This is a genomic window from Streptomyces sp. NPDC003300 (assembly GCF_040610915.1).
Taxonomy (GTDB): domain Bacteria; phylum Actinomycetota; class Actinomycetes; order Streptomycetales; family Streptomycetaceae; genus Actinacidiphila.
On record NZ_JBEXNE010000033.1, the window covers coordinates 15,403 to 34,237 of the forward strand.

Below are 18,835 nucleotides of genomic sequence, written 5' to 3' on the forward strand. Positions count from 1 at the left end.
GGGTGGGGCCGCTCCCCGTCAAGGGAGCCGCCCGCTTTTCAGATCTGCCTCGCCCGCGCGGTATCTGTGCCTGAGAGATTCAAGGGAGGGCTTGCTCCTTCGGCGCCCGGCCCGGTGAGGGGACGGAACTCTCCCGCGCGGCCTCCAACGGCCGGTATGCAAGTTGTGCCGCCAATCATTGCACGCCAGCCGCTAGGGTTTCCGGGCAGGACAGTGGCACATGGGCGGACAAGGGTGGACATGGAGATTCCGGCACCGTACACGGCACCGTACATATGGCCGGCCAACGAGCTGGAAGAGGTGCTCACCGCGAGCCTCGGCAACCCCTCGGCCGCCCCCCGGCTGCTGGAGGTGCTGGGGCGCTCCCATGTCTGGGTGCCGCTGCCGAACGGCGGGGCGCCGGACGCGCCGGGGCTCGACCTGCCCACCGTCGAACTGGAGGGCGCGACCTATGTGCCGGTCTTCAGCTCCGAGCAGCAGTTCCGGCAGGCCGCCGACGGCATGGCCTGCACCGTCGCGCCCGTCCACGAATTCGCCCGCGGCCTGCCGCCGCTGGTCGGCATCGCCCTGAACCCCGGCGGCGCCGTCGGAGTGCCGCTGCCGCCCGCCGCCGTCGCCGAGCTGTGCCGGGGCGGCGCCGCCGAACGGTACGAGCAGGACGGCACGCCCGGCCGAACGGTCGGCGCCCGCGTACGGCTGTGGGAACCGGACCACGACGACGAGCCGGTGGACTTCCTCGCCACCGCCGCGGGGGAGTTCGCCGTCACCCCGGTCGTGCTGTCCGCCCGCCGCGCGCTGGCCGCCGTGGAGGAGGAGCCGCCCGCGCTCTTCGTCGGGGTCGAGCTGGACCGCTGGCAGGACGTGGACCGTGCCGCGGCCATGGACGCCATCGGCCGCGCCCTCGGCGCCGCGCCGCTGCCCTGGCCCGTCCACCTGATTCTGCTGGACGTCGCACAGGACCCGGTCGCGGACTGGATGCTGGAGACCGTACGGCCGTTCTTCACGCGGGACTGAACCGGACCGAACCGGACTCATCGGGACCGAACGGGACCGACCGGCGGGAGGCCGTACGGCACGGGTGGGGATCCAGGACGTGACCTGGTTTGATGGCGGGCGGCGCACAGGTGTGCGCCGGGCAGACCGAACGAGGGGAAGGGGCGGTCCCACGTGATCGCGGGCGCGCAAGGCGGTGCGGCGGCGGCCGGCCATGTGGAGCAGATGCTGCTCCAGGTGGCGCCCGGTCGCTTCGACGCATACGAGAACCTGCTCGCGTCGCTGGCCGAGGGCCAGGTGTGGATGCTGCTCTGGCACGGCACGCCCGGTTCGGCCGATGCCCAGTACGGCAACCTCCGGATCGGCGGCCACGGCTACGCGCCGTGCGTCACCTCGCCGCGTGAGCTGGCCGCCAGCGGCTGGACCCGGGAGTACGAGGTCGTCTCCGGGCGCGACATCGCCCTGACCCTCTTCCCCGACCGCTGGGGCCTCTGGCTCAACCCGCACGCGCCGGGCGGCGGGGTCGGGGTGCCCTGGCTCGACCTGCGCCGGATCGCCGCCGGGCTGGACCTGCTGCCCGCCGGGCCGCTCCAGATCGGCGAACCCTCGCTACAGATTCCGCAGTTCTACGCTCTGCTCGCGCAGGCCGCGCACCGCACGCCCGCCGTGCGCGCCCTCCGGCGCGCCTGGGTCCAGCCCACCCTCGGCGAGCCCTATCTCGCCATCGGCGTCGAGGTCTACGACGACTCTCCGCAGTCCGTCGAGTCCGTCCGCCTCATGATGCAGCAGTCCGTGGCCGGTGTCCCCGACGGCCTGCCCGTCTCCACCGTCGCCATGGCCGACGCCTACGATCCCGTCGCCATGTGGATGCGCGCCAACGGGCAGCCCTTCTTCGACCGCGAAGCCTTCGCCGGCGGCCCGGCCTGGGGCCCCCGCTAGGGCCTGTCCGGCGGATCACGAAAGGCGATGAGCGACCCTCAGGCGCCGGAATCGTCCAGGGCGGCGGACATCAGGCCGAGCGGTGGACTGCCCAGGGCGAGCAGGGCGGCGTGGAATTCGGGCAAGGTGAAGGAAGCCTTCCGCTTGGCCCGCTCGCGCAGCCGCATGATCTCCAGCTTGCCCCAGGTGTACCGCCCGTAGGCCGCGTCGAAGGTGCCGCGCCGCGCCTCGGCGGAGGCCCCGGCCCGGGCGAGATGGGCGTCGCGCATGAAGAGCCGGGTCGCGTCCTCTAGGGACAGCGCCCCGGTGTGCAGCCCGATGGAACACGTCAGCCGCGTCACGCGGACCAGCGCTTCGAGCGCGACCCCGATCGCGAAGCGCGGGTCCCGCGCCCGGAACCCCTCTTCGAGGCAGACCTCCTCGACGTAGTGCGCCCACCCCTCGGCGAAGGAGAGGCTGTGCAGGACCCGCCGCACCGGCGTCGCGGCCCGCCGCAGCGAGCGGCTGTGCGCGAAGTGCCCGGGAGCGACCTCGTGGACGGTGATCGACGGCAGGCTGGTGCGGCTGAAGACGGTCAGCCACTCCTCGCGCTCCTCGGCCGGCCAGTCCGGCTCCGGCGGAGTGACGTGGTACCAGGACGCGGCATCGGCCTCGGCGGGCGCGGCCCAGCTCATCATGGCCATGGCCCAGCGCCGGGAGGGCGGCGCGGGCCCGACGAGACAGTCCCCGTCCACGTACGGCGCGAGCTTGTGCGCGCGGGTGAAGGCGATCACCTCGTCGGTGAGCCTGGCCGCCTCGGGGATGACGCCGTCGGCGTCGGGGTGGTCGGCCATCAGCTCGGGGAGCAGCTCGTCCACCCGCCGGTGCCGGTCGTACGCGCGGCAGGAGTCGACCAGCAGCTCGGTGAGCCGGGCCCGCTCCCGGTCGGCCTCGACGGCGAGCGCCGACAGGTCGACGCTCAGGCCCTCCTGACTGCCCATCAGCGCGGCCAGCGCGTTGCCGCCGAGCCGGGGGTCGGGGTCGCCGTGCTCGGCGGCCCGCTCGATGTGCGCGACCAGCCGCCCGTGCGCGGCCAGCGCGGCGGCGGTGTCGGGGCTGTCCTCGGCGTCGAGCCCGGCGGCGAGCCCGCGTACGGCGCCCAGCAGCGCGTCCGCGACCGGCGCGCTCACCCGGTCGAGTGACGCCACCGCCGCGTCCACGGCCTCCGGCCAGCGCGCCAGATGCTTGCGGCGGGCCTTGGCGCGCTCCCGCCCGGAGGCGTACTCCCGGTCGTAGCAGGCGAGTTCGAGATTGGACAGATGCGGGTACGGGTCGCGCCTGTGCAGCTCCAGCTCCCCGTACTGCACGCGCAGCGCCTCCTCGAAGACCGTCAGGTGCCGGTCGTCGTGGGCGGACTCCAGCGGTCCCGCGGCGCGCTGGGCGCGGGCCATCGCGTCGAGGCCGCGACGGACGCCGTCCGGCGACAGGTCCTGGACGCGGCCGTCGTACTCGTGACGCCCCGCCATTTCCCGTACCACCGGCACCATCAGGTCGCATACCGCACGCAGCCGCTCGTTCACCACACGACCGTACCCCGAGGTACGCGTCGGTAACGGTCGATGAATCACCACATCACAGTTGCGCATCCCTTCGTGGTGAGGGCTGGCGGGTGATCGACACATCGCAGAAGAATCCAGCGGCAAGGGCCTCAGGCCCCCGTTGTCATCTGCACCACCTGCACCGCCTCGTACCAACAGCACTTTCTGCAGAGCCAGTTCATGCATCACGCAATTCATGAGACTCGCACCAGCAGCACGACTGATGAGTAAAGCCGCTACAGCGGCGGGCGCGCGCCGGTTACCCGCCGGCGAGAGGGGTCAGTCACACCATGACCGCACCGATTGAGACCACCCATGGGCAGGCCGAGGCACAGCCGGAAGCCATCCTCAGCGGGGTCGAGCGGAGCCAGATCGAGGGCCGGTCCCTCGGTCAGATCGCCTGGATGCGCTTCAAGCGCGACAAGGTGGCGGTGGCCGGCGGTGTCGTCGTCATCCTGCTGGTGCTGCTCGCGATCCTGGCCAAGCCGATCGAGCACGTCTTCGGCCTCGACCCGACCGCCTTCCACCAGGACCTCGTGGACCCCGTCCGCGTCGCCCCCAAGGGCCCCTTCGGCGGCATGAGCTGGGCCCACCCGCTGGGCATCGACCCGCAGTTCGGCCGTGACCTGCTGGCCCGGATCATCGAGGGCTCGTGGGTCTCGATGCTGGTGGCGACCGGCGCGACGATCCTGTCCAACATCATCGGCACCGTCCTCGGCGTCATCGCCGGGTACTACGGCGGCTGGGTCGACAGCCTGATCAGCCGTCTGATGGACACCTTCCTCGCCTTCCCGCTGCTGCTCTTCGCGATCTCGATCTCCGCCTCCCTCCAGGACGGCGCCTTCGGGATGAATGGGCTGCCGCTGCGGATCAGCGTGCTGATCTTCGTGATCGGCTTCTTCAACTGGCCCTACATGGGACGCATCGTGCGCGGCCAGACGCTGAGCCTGCGCGAACGCGAGTTCGTCGAAGCCGCCCGCAGCATGGGCGCCCGCGGCCCCTTCATCCTCTTCAAGGAACTGCTGCCCAACCTGGTCGCGCCGATCCTCGTCTACTCGACGCTGCTGATCCCGACCAACATCCTCTTCGAGGCCGCCCTGAGCTTCCTCGGCGTCGGCATCGCACCGCCCCAGGCCTCGTGGGGCGGCATGCTCAACGACGCCGTCGACCTCTTCTACGCCGACCCGCAGTACATGGTCGTCCCCGGCCTCGCGATCTTCATCACCGTCCTGGCCTTCAACCTGCTGGGCGACGGACTGCGCGACGCCCTCGACCCGCGCAGCAAGTGAACGGCCGCAGCACGCCACGCCGCACCGCCCGTACCGGGTACCAGCCCGCCCGTACCACCGCTGAAACCACGTATATCCATTCGATTTGGAGGCTTTCCTCGGCATGAACAGCAGAAAAGCGACAGCCGCGCTGGCGCTTGCCATGGCTCTGGCCCTGGGAGCATCCGCGTGCAGCAGTGACTCGAAGGACGACAAGGGCGGCAAGAACCCGAGCGGCGGCAGCAGCAAGTCCGCCTCCGGCTCCGACGCCGCGCTCACCTCCATCGTCAACAAGTCCGACAAGAAGGGGGGGACGGTCGTGATGGAGAACTCCGACGTGCCGGACTCCCTGGACATGGGCAACACGTACTACGGCTGGGTGCAGAACTTCTCCCGCCTCTACGCGCGTACCCTGCTCACCTTCAAGCCCGCCGCGGGCAAGGACGGCCTCACCGTCGTCCCCGACCTCGCCACCGGACTCGGCAAGGCCAGCCCGGACGCCAAGACCTGGACGTACACCATCCGGTCCGGCCTGAAGTACGAAGACGGCACGCCGATCACCACCAAGGACATCAAGTACGCGATCGAGCGCAGCAACTTCGCGCCCGAGGCGCTGTCCAACGGCCCGACGTACTTCAAGGCGTACCTCGCGGGCGGCGACAAGTACCAGGGTCCGTACAAGGACAAGAACCCCAACGGGCTCGCGTCCATCGAGACCCCGAACGACACCACGATCGTCTTCCACCTGGCGAAGCCCTTCGCGGACTTCGACTACCTGGCGACGTTCTCGCAGACGGCCCCCGTGCCGCAGGCGAAGGACGACGGCGCCGGTTACGTGAAGCACATCGTGTCGTCCGGCCCGTACAAGTTCTCCTCGTACACCGAGGGCGCGGGCGCCACGCTGGTCCGTAACCCGCAGTGGAGCCAGGCCACCGACCCGGTGCGCAACCCGCTGCCTGACAAGTACACGATCAAGTTCAAGGTCGACGCGGTCACCATCGACAACAACCTGCTGGCGGGCAACACCACGGTGGACTCCGGCGGTACCGGTGTCACCCCGCAGACCCAGGGCAAGGTGCTCGGCCCCAAGTACAAGGGCAGCACCGACGACTCGTACGCCGGCGCCACCGCGTACATGGCGATCAACTCCAAGGTCGCGCCGTTCGACAACATCGAGTGCCGCAAGGCCGTCGAGTACGCGATCGACAAGGTCTCGGTGCAGACCGCGATCGGCGGCAGCGTGAAGGGCGACATCGCCACCACGCTGCTCCCGCCGACCGTCAACGGCTACGCGAAGTTCGACCAGTACCCGACCGAGGGCAACAAGGGCGATGTGGCCAAGGCCAAGCAGGCCCTGAGCGCCTGCGGCAAGCCGGGCGGCTTCACCACCAACCTGACCGCCCGCTCGGACCGTCCGGCCGAGATGGCGCAGGCCACCGCGGTGCAGAACTCGCTCAAGCAGGTCGGCATCACCGCCAACATCAAGAGCTACCCGGCGGGCAAGTACTTCGCCAACTTCGCCGGTGTCCCGAGCTACGTGCACGAGCACCAGCTCGGCCTGATGATGATGGCGTGGGGCGCCGACTGGCCGACCGGCTACGGCTTCCTCGACCAGATCGTGGACGGCAGCGCCATCAAGCCCTCCGGCGGCAACAACCTGATGGAGCTGAACGACCCGGCCATCAACAAGGCGCTGTCGGACGCGATCGCCAACACCGACGCGGCCGCCCGTGAGAAGGCCTGGGGCGACATCGACAAGATGGTGCTCGACACCGCCACCGTCGTGCCGCTGATCTACCGCAAGAACCTGCTGTACCGCCCGGAGAGCGCCACGAACGTGACGATCACTCAGGCGTACCTGGGCATGTACGACTACCTGCTGCTCAGCTCCTCCAAGTAAGCGAGAGCACCGAACACCGGAAGGCAGGTGAAGGCATCGGCGTCCGCCGGGACCGGGGTTGACCCCCGGCCCGGCGGACCCGGCGCCGAACCGCTGTGACTGCGTACATCATTCGACGCGTGATCGCCGCGATAATCCTGGTGCTTGTCGTCAGCGCGGTCACTTTCGCGATCTTCTTCCTGGTCCCCAAGATCGGCGGCCAGAGCACGACCCAACTGGCCACCCAGTACGTGGGCAAGGACGCCAACCCCGAGTCGATCGCGGCGGTCAAGAAGAACCTCGGGCTGGACCTGCCGCTCTACCAGCAGTACTGGCACTTCATCAAGGCCATCGTCATGGGCGCGAACTACAAGTTCGGCCCGGACGCGGCGGTCTGCCACCGCCCCTGCTTCGGCTACTCCTTCAAGTCGCACGTCGAGGTGTGGCCGCAGATCAAGACCCGTATCCCGGTGACCTTCTCGCTGGCGATCGGCGCGGCCGTGATCTGGGTGGTCTCCGGTGTCGTCATCGGCGTCATCTCCGCGCTCAAGCGCGGCACGGTCTTCGACCGGATCTCCATGGGCGTGGCCCTGGCCGGTGTCTCACTGCCGATCTTCTTCACCGGCATGGTGCTGCTCGGCCTGTTCTCCTACAAGTGGACGATCTGGGACAACGTCGAGTACGTCGGGTTCACCACCGATCCCGCCCAATGGGCGTGGAATCTGATCCTGCCGTGGATCGCGCTGGCCTTCCTCTACTCCGCGCTGTACGCCCGCCTCACCAGAGCCGGGATGCTGGAGACGATGGGCGAGGACTACATCCGTACCGCGCGGGCCAAGGGCCTGCCGGAGCGGACGGTCGTCGGCAAGCACGCGCTGCGCGCGGCCCTGACCCCGATCGTCACCATCTTCGGCATGGACTTCGGCCTGCTGATCGGCGGCGCGATCATCACCGAACGCGTCTTCTCCTTCCAGGGAGTCGGCGCCTACGCCGTGCAGGGCGTCAAGGACAACGACCTGCCGATCGTGCTCGGCGTGACGATGGTCGCGGCCACCTTCATCGTCTTCTGCAACCTTGTGGTGGACCTGCTGTACGCCGCCATCGACCCCCGCGTGAGGTACTCGTGAGCACCACGGACGGCAGTGCCCCCGACAGCGGCACGTCCGAAGCGTCCGAGGGCGGCGCCGTCGGGTTCGACAAGGCGGCGTCCGTCGTCGGGGAGCCGGTGGCGGACTCCGGCCCGGCCCCCGCGGGGGACGCGTATCTGTCGGTACGTGACCTGCGGATCCACTTCGACACCGACGACGGCCTGGTGAAGTCGGTCGACGGCCTCAGCTTCGACCTCCAGCGCGGCCGTACGCTCGGCATCGTCGGCGAGTCCGGCTCGGGCAAGTCCGTGACGTCGCTGGGCATCATGGGCCTGCACCGCACCTCGCGGGCCCGGATATCCGGCGAGGTCTGGCTGGACGGCGAGGAGTTGGTCGCCGCGGACCCGGACCACGTACGGCGGCTGCGCGGGCGCAAGATGGCGATGATCTTCCAGGACCCGCTCTCCGCGATGCACCCCTATTACACGGTCGGCGCGCAGATCGTCGAGGCGTACCGGGTGCACCAGAAGGTGTCGCGGAAGGTCGCGGCCGAGCGGGCCGTGGAGATGCTGGACCGGGTCGGCATCCCAGAGCCCAGGAAGCGCTTCTCGGACTACCCGCACCAGTTCTCCGGCGGTATGCGGCAGCGCGCGATGATCGCCATGTCGCTGGTCAACAACCCCGAGTTGCTGATCGCCGACGAGCCGACGACCGCGCTCGACGTGACCGTGCAGGCGCAGATCCTGGACCTGATCCGGGACCTGCAAAAGGAGTTCGGCTCCGCGGTCATCATGATCACCCACGACCTCGGAGTGGTCGCCGAGGTCGCCGACGACCTGCTGGTGATGTACGCGGGCCGGGCCGTGGAGCGCGGCACCGCCGAGACGCTGTTCACCGCGCCCCGACACCCGTACACCTGGGGCCTGTTGGGCTCCATGCCGCGTCTCGACCGGGAGCGCCTGGAGCGGCTCAACCCGGTCAAGGGCACCCCGCCCAGCCTGATCAACGTGCCGTCCGGCTGCGCCTTCCACCCGCGCTGCCCGTACGCGGCGCTGACCGGCGGCGCCGCGGAGACGGACGTGCCGGAACTGCGCGAGGTGGGCCCCGGCCACATGGCCGCCTGCCACCTCGGCGAGGCCGACCGCCTCCGGATCTGGACCGAAGAGATCGAACCGAAGCTGTGAAGGGTCAGGAAGAACCCGTGGCCGAGAACCCCTCGCCGGACGAGCCGCCGCAGGACGCGTCCTCGTCGGACGGCACACAGTCGGACGGCACGCCCCCGGAAAGGCCCGCGTCGGACGACGTCCTGCCGGACAACTCCGCCTCGGGCGGCGGCACTTCGTCGGACACCGCCGCTGCGGACGACGCGCCCTCGGACAACGCCGCGCCGGACGGCGGCACGTCGTCGGGCAGGCCCTCGCTCGACAAGAGCGTCCCGCTGCCGCGGCAGCGCGGCGGCGAGCCGCTGCTCAAGGTGACCGGTCTGGTCAAGCACTTCCCGATCACCAAGGGCCTGCTGCGCCGCCAGGTCGGCGCCGTACAGGCCGTGGACGGCATTGACTTCGAGGTCGCGGCGGGCGAAACGCTCGGCGTGGTCGGCGAGTCGGGCTGCGGCAAGTCCACGATGGGACGGCTGATCACCCGGCTGCTCGAACCGACCGGCGGCACGATCGAGTTCCAGGGCCGGGACATCACGCACCTGAGCACCGGGGCGATGCGCCCGATGCGGCGCGACGTCCAGATGATCTTCCAGGACCCCTTCTCCTCGCTGAACCCGCGGCACACCATCGGCACGATCGTCGGCGCCCCGTACAAGCTCCAGAAGGTCGCGACCGAGCACGGTGTGAAGCGCGAAGTGCAGAATCTGCTGGAGCTGGTCGGGCTCAGCCCCGAGCACTACAACCGCTACCCGCACGAGTTCTCCGGCGGTCAGCGGCAGCGGATCGGCATCGCGCGGGCCCTCGCCCTCAAGCCGAAGCTGGTCGTCGCCGACGAGCCGGTCTCGGCGCTGGACGTGTCCATCCAGGCCCAGGTGGTGAACCTGCTGGACGACCTCCAGTCGGAGCTGGGCCTGACGTATGTGATCATCGCCCACGACCTGTCGGTGATCCGCCATGTCTCGGACCGGATCGCGGTGATGTACCTCGGCAAGGTGGTGGAGATCGCGGACCGGGAGGCGCTGTACAGCGCGCCCTTCCACCCGTACACCACCGCCCTGATGTCGGCGGTGCCGGTGCCCGACCCGCGGCGGCGCACGCAGCGCAAGCGCATCCTGCTCACCGGTGACGTGCCGTCGCCGATCTCGCCGCCGAGCGGCTGCCGCTTCCACACCCGGTGCTGGAAGGCGACGGAGGTGTGCAAGACGCAGGAGCCGCCGCTGGCGCCGCTGGCGACCGGCCACCAAGTGGCGTGCCACCACCCGGAGAACCAGCCGGACAACCAGCGTGACAGCGCGGCTGTCACGCCGTAGGCAGTCGTGACGGGGCGGGCCGTGCGGTCGCTGCTTTCTGGCCGTACGGCCGGCGCCGCCGGTCCGGCGCCGGTTCGTACGGTGGGCCTCGCGGTTCGTACGGCGGCCCGTAGTACAACATCGGCATGGCCACGGATCTGTTCACGCCCACCGTCCAGCACACGCTCGACGTCGTCGGGATCTTCGTCTTCGCGATCTCCGGCGCGCTGGCGGCGGTCCGCAGGAACTACGACGTGTTCGGCATGGCGGTGCTCGCCGAGGTCACGGCGCTCGGCGGCGGGGTCTTCCGCGATCTGGTCATCGGCGCGGTGCCGCCCGCCGCCTTCACCGACGTCGGCTACTTCTCGACGCCGCTGGTCGCCACCGCGCTGGTCTTCTTCCTGCACCCCGAGGTCGAGCGGATCACCGCCACGATGAACGTCTTCGACGCGGCCGGGCTCGGGCTGTTCTGCGTGAGCGGCACGATCAAGGCGCACACGTACGGGCTCGGGCTCACCCCGTCCGTCGCGCTCGGCCTCGCCACGGCGGCGGGCGGCGGCGTCCTGCGCGACCTGCTGGCGAACGAGGTGCCGTCGCTGCTGCGCTGGGACCGCGATCTGTACGCCGTCCCTGCCCTGGTCGGCGCGAGTACGGTCGCGCTGCTGATCCACTTCGACGTGCTGGGCGGTGTGACCGCGGGGCTCGCGGCGCTGGTCGCCTTCGTCCTGCGGCTGCTGGCGCTGCGGTTCCACTGGCGGGCGCCGCGGGCGTGGCACCGCAGGAGCGCGGCGGCGGAGGGGGAGTAGCGGACTCCGTCCGGGCCGGGCCGTGCGTACGCGGGCCTCGCGTGTGCCGGGCCGTGCGTATGCGGACCGCGCGTGTGCCGGGCCGTGCGTATGGACGGCCCGGTCGCGCGGCCGGTCGCCGCGGCGGGAAACCGCCAGCGCTGGACACGGAGTCTCTACCGCTGGGTAACATCGGGGCATGGCACATGCGACAGCCCGCGCGACCCTCGGCGACAGTGAATTCGACCGCGACACGACGGTGACGGCGCGGCCGGGCGAGCCCGGCACGTACGACATCGACCTGTCACCGGGCTGGACCATCGCCGCGGCCGTCAACGGCGGGTATCTGCTCGCCGTCGTCGCCCGCGCCCTGCGCGACGCGCTGCCGCACGACGACCCCTTCACCATCACCGCCCATTACCTGACCGCCTCAGGCCCCGGCCCCGCCGTGATCAGGACCGAGACGGTACGGGCGGGCCGGACCCTCTCCAGCGGGCAGGCGTCGCTCTACCAGACCGACGAGCAGGGCCGTGAGGTCGAGCGGATGCGGGTCATCGCCGCGTACGGCGACCTGGGCGCGCTGCCCGACGACGTACGCACCACCGCGCCCGAGCCGTCGATGCCGGAGTACGCGGACTGCGTCGGCCCCGAGGACGCCCCCGAGGGCGGCGCGCCGCTGCCCGGTTCCAGCGCCCTCCTCGACCGCATCGCGCTCCGGCTCGATCCGGCCACCGCGGGCTGGGCCGTCGGCGCGCCCTCGGGGCGCGGTGACATGCGCGGCTGGTTCGGCCTGGCCGACGGCCGCGACCACGACGTCCTCTCGCTCCTCCTGGCCGTGGACGCCCTGCCCCCCACCGCCTTCGACCTCGGCCTCAAGGGCTGGGTCCCCACCCTCGAACTCACCGTCCACCTCCGCGCCCGCCCGGCCCCCGGCCCCCTCCGCATCGCCCTCACCACCCGCAATCTCGCCGGCGGCCTCCTCGAAGAGGACGCCGAAGTCTGGGACACCGCCAACCGCCTCGTGGCCCAGTCCCGCCAACTCGCCCGCGCCCCCCGCCCCTGACCCCCCTCCCGCCACGGTCGGCCACCACGCCGGTGCCGTTGGCCATACGGTGAGGCGCCGGGTCCCACCCGGAGAGGGGGCATGGAGCGGTGAGGACACACCTGTTTCCCGCGTTCGCGAGGGTCTTCGCGTTCTGCGCGGCTGGAGGATTGACGGCTTTCGCGGTGCGGCGTTCGGGGGTGGCCGACGCCACATTGGCGGGTGCCATCTGGTACGGATTCCTCATGTGCGGAGTGGTTTCCGAGGTATTCCGCCATCGGCGCGACAAGGCGGCCGGTGGACGCCCGCACCGCGAAAGACGGTAGCCATGAGCATCCGCCATCCATCGCTCCGGCCAATCGGTTGCCTCGCGCCGGGGGCGTTGTCGCCGGGGTGAGGCGCCTCGGGGAGGGGGCGGACGCGGGTGGGGGTCGGAAGGTTGCTCCGGCGAACGTAGAATCGGGGCACCATGGCCTACTTCGACCACGCCGCCACCACGCCCATGCTCCCGGAGGCGGTCCAGGCGATGACCGCCCACCTCACGGTGACCGGGAACGCGTCCGCACTGCATGCCGCCGGGCGGCAGGCCCGGCGGACCGTCGAGGAGTCACGGGAAGCGCTCGCCGCGGCACTTGGCGCGCGCCCCAGCGAGATCGTCTTCACCGGCGGCGGCACCGAGTCGGACAACCTGGCGGTGAAGGGCCTGTTCTGGGCGCGCAGGGACGCCGACCCGCGCAGGGTCCGCGTACTGGCCAGCCCGGTCGAGCACCACGCGGTGCTGGACGCCGTCCACTGGCTCGCGGAGCACGAGGGCGCCGTCGTCGAGTGGCTGGACGTCGACGGCTACGGCCGGGTCCACCCCGAGACCCTGCGCGCCGCGATCGAGCGTGACCCCGACGACGTGGCCCTGATCACCGTGATGTGGGCGAACAACGAGGTCGGTACGGTGCTGCCGGTCGCCGAACTGGCCGAGGTGGCACGGGAGTTCGGCATTCCGATGCACTCCGACGCCGTGCAGGCGTTCGGCCAGGCCGAGGTGGACTTCACCGCGAGCGGCCTCGACGCGATGACGGTGACCGGCCACAAGATCGGCGGCCCGTACGGCGTCGGCGCGCTCGTGCTGCGGCGCGAGGACACCCCCGTACCGCTGCTGCACGGCGGCGGCCAGGAGCGCAGCCGCTCCGGGACCCTCGACGTACCGGCCATCGCCGCCTTCGCGACCGCAGGCACCCTCGCCGCCGAGCGCCGCACCGCCTTCACCCGCGACATCGGCGCCCTGCGCGACACCCTCGTCCGCGACGTGCTCGCCACCGTGCCCGACGCCATCCTCAACGGCGACCCCGACCCCGCGGGCCGCCTCCCCGGCAACGCCCACTTCACCTTCCCCGGCTGCGAGGGCGACGCCCTGCTCCTGCTCCTCGACGCCCAGGGCATCGCCTGCTCCACCGGCTCCGCCTGCACCGCGGGCGTCGCCCAGCCCAGCCACGTCCTGCTCGCCATGCACCAGCCCCCCACCCACGCCCGCGCCACCCTGCGCTTCTCCCTGGGCCACACCACCACCCCCGCCGAGATCGCCACCCTCACCGCCGCCATCGGCCCCGCCGTCGAACGCGCCAGGGCCGCGGGCCAGACCTGAGGGCCGGGCCGGGAGGCCGTTACTCTGGGGGAGTGAATGACTTCCCTGACGCCGATCGCAAGAAGCTGCGCGTACTGGCCGCGATGAGCGGCGGTGTGGACTCCGCCGTGGCGGCGGCGCGCGCCGCCGAGGCGGGGCACGACGTGACCGGCGTGCACCTGGCGCTGTCGGCGAATCCGCAGAGCTTCAGGACGGGCGCGCGGGGCTGCTGCACGGTGGAGGACTCGCGGGACGCGCGGCGGGCGGCCGACGTGATCGGCATCCCGTTCTACGTGTGGGACCTCGCGGAGCGCTTCCGGGAGGACGTGGTCGAGGACTTCGTCGCGGAGTACGCGGCGGGCCGGACGCCGAATCCCTGCCTGCGCTGCAACGAGAAGATCAAATTCGCCGCGCTGCTGGACAAGGCGCTGGCGCTGGGCTTCGACGCGGTCTGCACCGGGCACTACGCGACCGTGCTGGTCAAGGACGACGGCACGCGCGAGCTGCACCGGGCGAGCGACGCGGCCAAGGACCAGTCGTACGTGCTCGGCGTCCTGGACGAGCGGCAGCTCGCGCACGCGATGTTCCCGCTGGGGGACACCCTGACCACCAAGGACGAGATCCGCGCGGAGGCCGAGCGGCGCGGGCTCGCGGTGGCGCGCAAGCCCGACAGCCACGACATCTGCTTCATCGCGGACGGCGACACCCAGGGCTTCCTGGCCAAGCGCCTCGGCACCGCGGAGGGCGCGATCGTGGACGAGGACGGCGCGCGGGTCGGCACGCACACGGGCGCCTACGGCTTCACCATCGGCCAGCGCAAGGGCCTGCGGATCGGCGTCCCCGCGGACGACGGCAAGCCGCGCTACGTCCTGGACATCTCGCCGGTCGACAACACCGTGACGGTCGGCCCCCTCGACGCTCTCGACGTGACATCGCTCACCGCGATCAAGCCGCGCTGGTGCGGCACCCCGCCGGCCGGCCCCGCCGCGTACACCGCGCAACTGCGGGCGCACGGCGAGGACGTACCGGTGACGGCGGAGCTGGTGGACGCCGAGCTGCGGGTCGGCTTCGGCGCGCCGGTGCGCGGCATCGCGCCGGGCCAGGCCGTCGTGCTGTACGACGGCACGCGCGTCGTCGGCTCGGCGACGATCGCCACGACGGACCGGGCGGGTTCGGCCGCGGACCGGGCCACCGCCGACCGGACGGACCCGCGGCCGGAACGGACCGCCGCCGTGAACGCCGATCAGGCCGCAGGAGCGCGCGCGGGCGCCGATACCGTGACCGTATGAACATCTGTGTCTTCCTCTCCGCCGCCGATCTCGACGAGCGGTATACGGCCCCTGCCCGTGAATTCGCCGAGCTGATCGGGCGCGGCGGCCACACCCTGGTCTGGGGCGGCTCGGACGTCGGCCTGATGAAGGTCGTCGCGGACGGCGTCCAGGAGAGCGGCGGCCGGCTGGTCGGGGTGTCGGTGGAATTCCTCCGGTCCAAGGCGCGGGAGAACGCGGACGAGATGGTGACCGCGGTCGACCTCGCCGAGCGCAAGGCGGAACTGCTGCGGCGCGCGGACGCGATCGTCATCATGGTCGGCGGCACCGGCACACTGGACGAGGCCACCGAGATCCTGGAGCTGAAGAAGCACGGGCTGCATGCCAAGCCCGTCGTGCTGCTCAACAGCGCCGGTTTCTACGACGGGCTCAGGGAACAACTGCACCGGATGGACGCGGAGGGCTTCCTGCCGCTCCCGCTGGCCGATCTGGTGGCCTTCGCCGACACCGGCGAAGAGGCCATGACCTACCTGACGGAGAACGTGTGAGCATCCACCTGGTCACCGGAGCCGGCTCCGGCATCGGCGCCGCGGTCGCGCGCGGGCTGCTGGAGCGCGGCGACGAACTGTGGCTGCTGGCCAGGGACGCGGGCCGGGCCAAGGCGCTGGCCGCCGCCTTCCCCGGCGCGCGGACCCTGGTCGGCGACCTCGCCGAGCCGTCCCGGCTGTCCTGGGCGCTCGGCCACCAGTCGCCGCCCGACCGGCTGGACTCGCTGCTGCACATCGCGGGCGTGGTCGAACTGGGCGACATCGGCGACCTCACCCCGAAGGTGTGGAACGAGACGCTCGCGGTCAACCTCGTCGGCCCCGCCGAGCTGACCCGGCTGTTCCTGCCCCAACTGCGGCTCTCCCGCGGCCATGTGGTCTTCGTCAACTCCGGCGCCGGACTCGACGCGCACGCGCAGTGGGGCCCGTACGCGGCCAGCAAGCACGGCCTCAAGGCCCTCGCGGACGCCCTGCGCCGCGAGGAGCACGCCAACGGCCTGCGCGTCACCTCCGTCTTCCCCGGCCGCACCGCCACGCCCATGCAGGCCAAGGTGCACCAGCAGGAGGGCAAGCAGTACGACGCCGAGCGCTGGATCGCGCCCGAGTCGGTCGCCACCACGGTCCTCACCGCGATCGATCTGCCCCGGGACGCGGAGATCACCGACCTGACGGTCCGACCGGGCCGGTGACGACTCGGGCGCGCCTGGCGGCGGGGTGCCGCCTCCGGCACGGCTGACGGCGACGGCTGACGGCGACGGCGACGGCGGGGTGCGGGCTGTGGCGGGTGGCGCGCGCCGCGCGTGAGGCCGCCCGGTGCCCGGTCATGCGTCGGCCCCGGACCGGCGCGTCGCGTCTCGGCGGCCGGGGGCGCGTCACGTTTCGGGCGGGCGGCCCCCCGCCCCGCCGGTTTCGGTGGGCTTCCCGCAGGGGGCGGTCGCCCAACCGTGTACTTATGCCGGTGTATTGCTCCGGCGCAGCCGATATCCGACCGCTTTCGTCACTTCCGCACCTTAAGGTCATCCGCGCCCCACCCCGATCCGAGGGAGCGGACCGACCATGGCCTCTGCCACCGCAGTACCCCGGCCGAGCAGCGCCGGGCGGGACGTACGGGCCCGCGCCGAGGCCGCCCTGCGGCTCGCCGCCCCCGCGCTGCTCGGCTACGGCGCCGCCCGCGCCCTCGGCATCGTCCTGCTCTGCTACTTCGCCGAGCGGCGCGGCCGTTCACCCGGCACGGTGCTGTACGGGTCCTGGGACTCGCGCTGGTACCAGGACGTGGTCGAGCACGGCTACGACCGTACGGTCACCGGAGTGCCCAACGCCTGGCACGGCTGGAGCAACCTCGCGTTCTTCCCGCTGTACCCGGCGCTCTGCCGCGTCGCGGACGCGGTCCTGCCGGTCGGCGACGCCAAGGCGTCCTGGCTGGTCTCGCTGACCGCCTCGATGGCCGCGGCCTGGCTGATCTTCCTGGTCGGCAACCGCCTCCACCGGCGGCGTACCGGTGTCATCCTCGCGGTGCTGTGGGGCTGCCTGCCGCACGCGCTGGTCGAGAGCATGGCGTACACCGAGTCGCTGTTCACCGCGCTCTGCGCCGCCGCCCTCTACGCCACGCTGGCCAAACGCTGGGTGTGGGCCGGGACGTTCGCCGCGCTGGCCGGACTCACCCGGCCCACCGGCGTCGCCATCGCCGCGGCCGTCGGCCTCACCGCCGGGCTCGCCGCGGTCCGGGCACTGCGGCAGCCGCGCGAGGGACCCTGGTGGGGGCCGGTCTGGCGGCCCGCGCTCGGCATGCTGCTCGCGCCCGCCGGATGGCTGGCCTTCGTCGTGTGGGTGGGCGTGCGCGTGCACCGCGCCGACGGCTACTTCGCCGTCCAGGAAGCCTGGGGCAACCGCTTCAGCAAGGGCGGCTACCTGCTGCGGCGCTTCCGCTGGGTCTTCCTCGGCCCGCGCGGCAGCGACGTACCCGTCGCCTTCGTCGTCGTCACCCTCGTCGTCGTGGCCTGCTTCGCGCTCTTCGCCTTCAGCCTCGTCCAGCGCCAGCCGCTGCCGCTGCTGCTCTTCAGCGGCGCGCTCCTCGCCGTCCTCACCCTCGGCGCGGGCGTCTACATCGCCCGCGCCCGCTTCCTGCTCCCCGGCTTCCCCCTGCTGATCCCGCTGGCCCGCGTCCTCGCCCGCACCCACCCGCGCACCATCGCCTGCACCCTCTCCTTCGCCGCCGTCGCCTCCGCGATCTACGGAGTCCACCTGTCGCTGGTGTGGAACGGCCCGCCGTAGGGAGGGCGACCGCCAGGAGAGGACGACCGCCGGAGGAGAGGGCGACCGCCGCGAGGGAAAGCGACCGGCCGCGGAGCGCATACGCTTTCGGACGTGAGTACCCAGACTGACTTCTCCCTGCCCGCGGGCACCGCGACCGGTGTCGGGTCCATGCCGGGCGGCGACGCCCGGGAGGCGGCGCGGGTGGCCGTGGAGGCCACGGCGGGCATGGCCTTCCTGCCCGAGCTGCCCGGCCGGGGCCCCGGCGCCGACATGATCGGCCGGACCCTCGGCATGCTCGTGGACCTCTACGCCCGCGTGGAGCCCAGCGGCTGGCGCTTCGGCGACCGGCCGGGACGGGACTCGAAGCGGGCCACGTCCTGGCTCGGCGAGGACCTGGACGCGCTGGAGGAGTTCACCCAGGGCTACGAAGGGCCGCTCAAGATCCAGGCGGTCGGCCCGTGGACGCTGGCCGCCGGGGTCGAGACCCGCAACGGCGAGGCCGCGCTGCGCGACCACGGGGCCGTACGCGACCTGGCGGGATCGCTCGCCGAGGGCCTGCGGCTGCACGTCGAGGAGGCGCGGCGCCGGGTCCCCGGCGCCCAGATCGTGCTCCAGCTCGACGAGCCGTCGCTCACCTCCGTGCTGCACGGCAGGATCAGGACGGCCAGCGGCTACCAGACCTACCGCGCGGTGGACCGCGCCGTCATCGAGTCGACGCTGCGCGACCTGATCGCGGCGGTCGGCGCACCGGCCGTCGTCCACTCCTGCGCCCCCGAGGTGCCCTTCGGTCTGCTGCGGCGCGCCGGGGTCGTCGGCATCTCCTTCGACTTCGACTTGCTCACCGAGCGTGACTGGGACGACTTCGGGGAGGCCGCGGAAGGCGGCACCGCGCTCTTCGCCGGTGTCGTCGCCGGCAAGGATGCCCCATTGTCGGACCCTGGCGGTAGCGTCAGTGGTGTTCGGGCGCTGTGGCGCAGGCTGGGGCTGGCGCCGGGGGCATTGGGCTCCTCGGTCGCGGTCACCCCTTCCTGCGGTCTGGCGGGGGCCTCTCCGGCCTATGCCCGTGCCGCCCTGGTGCACTGCGCGAAGGCGGCACGATCGCTCGTCGACAACCCTGAGTGAGGGAAGGGACAG

At 71.7% G+C, this 18,835-nt stretch carries 15 protein-coding genes, 1 pseudogene and 1 riboswitch; of the genes and pseudogenes, 15 read left to right on the forward strand and 1 reads right to left on the reverse strand.

Translation table 11 applies throughout. The features are described 5' to 3' along the window. Positions 1 to 48: 48 nt before the first annotated feature. Positions 49 to 146: riboswitch (glycine riboswitch) on the reverse strand. Positions 147 to 240: 94 nt separating this feature from the next. Then, positions 241 to 1,014 (forward strand): enhanced serine sensitivity protein SseB, encoded by a 774-nt coding sequence (locus ABZX65_RS32075; protein WP_355348046.1) that lies wholly within the window; start codon positions 241 to 243, stop codon positions 1,012 to 1,014. 204 nt (positions 1,015 to 1,218) lie between these two features. Further along, positions 1,219 to 1,932 carry an enhanced serine sensitivity protein SseB C-terminal domain-containing protein gene (locus tag ABZX65_RS32080; RefSeq protein WP_355348163.1) on the forward strand — a complete coding sequence of 238 codons (714 nt, stop codon included), beginning with the start codon at positions 1,219 to 1,221 and terminating at the stop codon, positions 1,930 to 1,932. 38 nt (positions 1,933 to 1,970) lie between these two features. Here ABZX65_RS32080 and ABZX65_RS32085 read toward each other — a convergent pair whose 3' ends face one another. Further along, positions 1,971 to 3,491, reverse strand: a complete 1,521-nt coding sequence (locus tag ABZX65_RS32085; protein ID WP_355348049.1) for a DUF885 family protein — start codon at positions 3,489 to 3,491, stop codon at positions 1,971 to 1,973. A gap of 308 nt (positions 3,492 to 3,799) precedes the next feature. On the opposite strand from ABZX65_RS32085, the gene ABZX65_RS32090 reads away from it, so the two are divergent. The 13 genes and pseudogenes from ABZX65_RS32090 (at position 3,800) to ABZX65_RS32150 (ending at position 18,823) form a co-directional block, all read left to right on the forward strand. Continuing rightward, a complete protein-coding gene (locus ABZX65_RS32090; RefSeq protein WP_188283044.1) occupies positions 3,800 to 4,798 on the forward strand; it encodes an ABC transporter permease in 999 nt (332 codons plus the stop codon). Positions 4,799 to 4,901: 103 nt separating this feature from the next. Beyond that, a complete protein-coding gene (locus ABZX65_RS32095) occupies positions 4,902 to 6,677 on the forward strand; it encodes an ABC transporter substrate-binding protein (RefSeq protein ID WP_355348053.1) in 1,776 nt (591 codons plus the stop codon). A 95-nt stretch (positions 6,678 to 6,772) separates the two neighbouring features. Continuing rightward, positions 6,773 to 7,783 (forward strand): ABC transporter permease, encoded by a 1,011-nt coding sequence (locus ABZX65_RS32100; protein ID WP_355348056.1) that lies wholly within the window; start codon positions 6,773 to 6,775, stop codon positions 7,781 to 7,783. Positions 7,784 to 7,881: 98 nt separating this feature from the next. After that, positions 7,882 to 8,928 carry an ABC transporter ATP-binding protein gene (locus tag ABZX65_RS32105; protein ID WP_355348166.1) on the forward strand — a complete coding sequence of 349 codons (1,047 nt, stop codon included), beginning with the start codon at positions 7,882 to 7,884 and terminating at the stop codon, positions 8,926 to 8,928. A gap of 254 nt (positions 8,929 to 9,182) precedes the next feature. Continuing rightward, complete coding sequence (locus tag ABZX65_RS32110) at positions 9,183 to 10,214, forward strand: dipeptide ABC transporter ATP-binding protein (protein WP_355348169.1); 1,032 nt, start codon at positions 9,183 to 9,185, stop codon at positions 10,212 to 10,214. Positions 10,215 to 10,339: 125 nt separating this feature from the next. Beyond that, the gene (locus ABZX65_RS32115) at positions 10,340 to 10,999 is read left to right on the forward strand and encodes a trimeric intracellular cation channel family protein (protein WP_355348059.1); all 660 of its coding nucleotides are present in this window, start codon (positions 10,340 to 10,342) and stop codon (positions 10,997 to 10,999) included. Between the two features lie 178 nt (positions 11,000 to 11,177). Beyond that, entirely contained in the window at positions 11,178 to 12,041 is an 864-nt protein-coding gene (locus tag ABZX65_RS32120) for a thioesterase family protein (protein WP_355348062.1), read from the forward strand. A gap of 448 nt (positions 12,042 to 12,489) precedes the next feature. Beyond that, on the forward strand, positions 12,490 to 13,656 hold the full coding sequence (locus tag ABZX65_RS32125; RefSeq protein WP_355348065.1) for a cysteine desulfurase family protein: 1,167 nt from the start codon (positions 12,490 to 12,492) through the stop codon (positions 13,654 to 13,656). 32 nt (positions 13,657 to 13,688) lie between these two features. Further along, a pseudogene (mnmA, locus tag ABZX65_RS32130) lies at positions 13,689 to 14,810 on the forward strand (tRNA 2-thiouridine(34) synthase MnmA); the annotation flags it as partial. A 110-nt stretch (positions 14,811 to 14,920) separates the two neighbouring features. Next, complete coding sequence (locus ABZX65_RS32135; protein ID WP_355348068.1) at positions 14,921 to 15,451, forward strand: TIGR00730 family Rossman fold protein; 531 nt, start codon at positions 14,921 to 14,923, stop codon at positions 15,449 to 15,451. Next, on the forward strand, positions 15,448 to 16,137 hold the full coding sequence (locus ABZX65_RS32140; RefSeq protein ID WP_355348071.1) for an SDR family oxidoreductase: 690 nt from the start codon (positions 15,448 to 15,450) through the stop codon (positions 16,135 to 16,137). The genes ABZX65_RS32135 and ABZX65_RS32140 overlap by 4 nt, the downstream gene beginning before the upstream one ends. A 367-nt stretch (positions 16,138 to 16,504) precedes the next feature. After that, a complete protein-coding gene (locus tag ABZX65_RS32145; RefSeq protein ID WP_355348074.1) occupies positions 16,505 to 17,719 on the forward strand; it encodes a hypothetical protein in 1,215 nt (404 codons plus the stop codon). Between the two features lie 93 nt (positions 17,720 to 17,812). Further along, positions 17,813 to 18,823 (forward strand): methionine synthase, encoded by a 1,011-nt coding sequence (locus tag ABZX65_RS32150; RefSeq protein WP_355348077.1) that lies wholly within the window; start codon positions 17,813 to 17,815, stop codon positions 18,821 to 18,823. Positions 18,824 to 18,835 lie beyond the last annotated feature (12 nt).

Excerpts from the sequence above, each read along its gene's own strand:
- ABZX65_RS32115 (WP_355348059.1), top strand. The coding sequence starts at position 10,340 with ATGGCCACGGATCTGTTCACGCCCACCGTCCAGCACACGCTCGACGTC.
- ABZX65_RS32125 (WP_355348065.1), top strand. The coding sequence starts at position 12,490 with ATGGCCTACTTCGACCACGCCGCCACCACGCCCATGCTCCCGGAGGCG.
- ABZX65_RS32135 (WP_355348068.1), top strand. The coding sequence starts at position 14,921 with ATGAACATCTGTGTCTTCCTCTCCGCCGCCGATCTCGACGAGCGGTAT.
- ABZX65_RS32120 (WP_355348062.1), top strand. The coding sequence starts at position 11,178 with ATGGCACATGCGACAGCCCGCGCGACCCTCGGCGACAGTGAATTCGAC.
- ABZX65_RS32075 (WP_355348046.1), top strand. The coding sequence starts at position 241 with ATGGAGATTCCGGCACCGTACACGGCACCGTACATATGGCCGGCCAAC.
- ABZX65_RS32080 (WP_355348163.1), top strand. The coding sequence starts at position 1,219 with ATGCTGCTCCAGGTGGCGCCCGGTCGCTTCGACGCATACGAGAACCTG.
- ABZX65_RS32145 (WP_355348074.1), top strand. The coding sequence starts at position 16,505 with ATGGCCTCTGCCACCGCAGTACCCCGGCCGAGCAGCGCCGGGCGGGAC.
- ABZX65_RS32095 (WP_355348053.1), top strand. The coding sequence starts at position 4,902 with ATGAACAGCAGAAAAGCGACAGCCGCGCTGGCGCTTGCCATGGCTCTG.
- ABZX65_RS32090 (WP_188283044.1), top strand. The coding sequence starts at position 3,800 with ATGACCGCACCGATTGAGACCACCCATGGGCAGGCCGAGGCACAGCCG.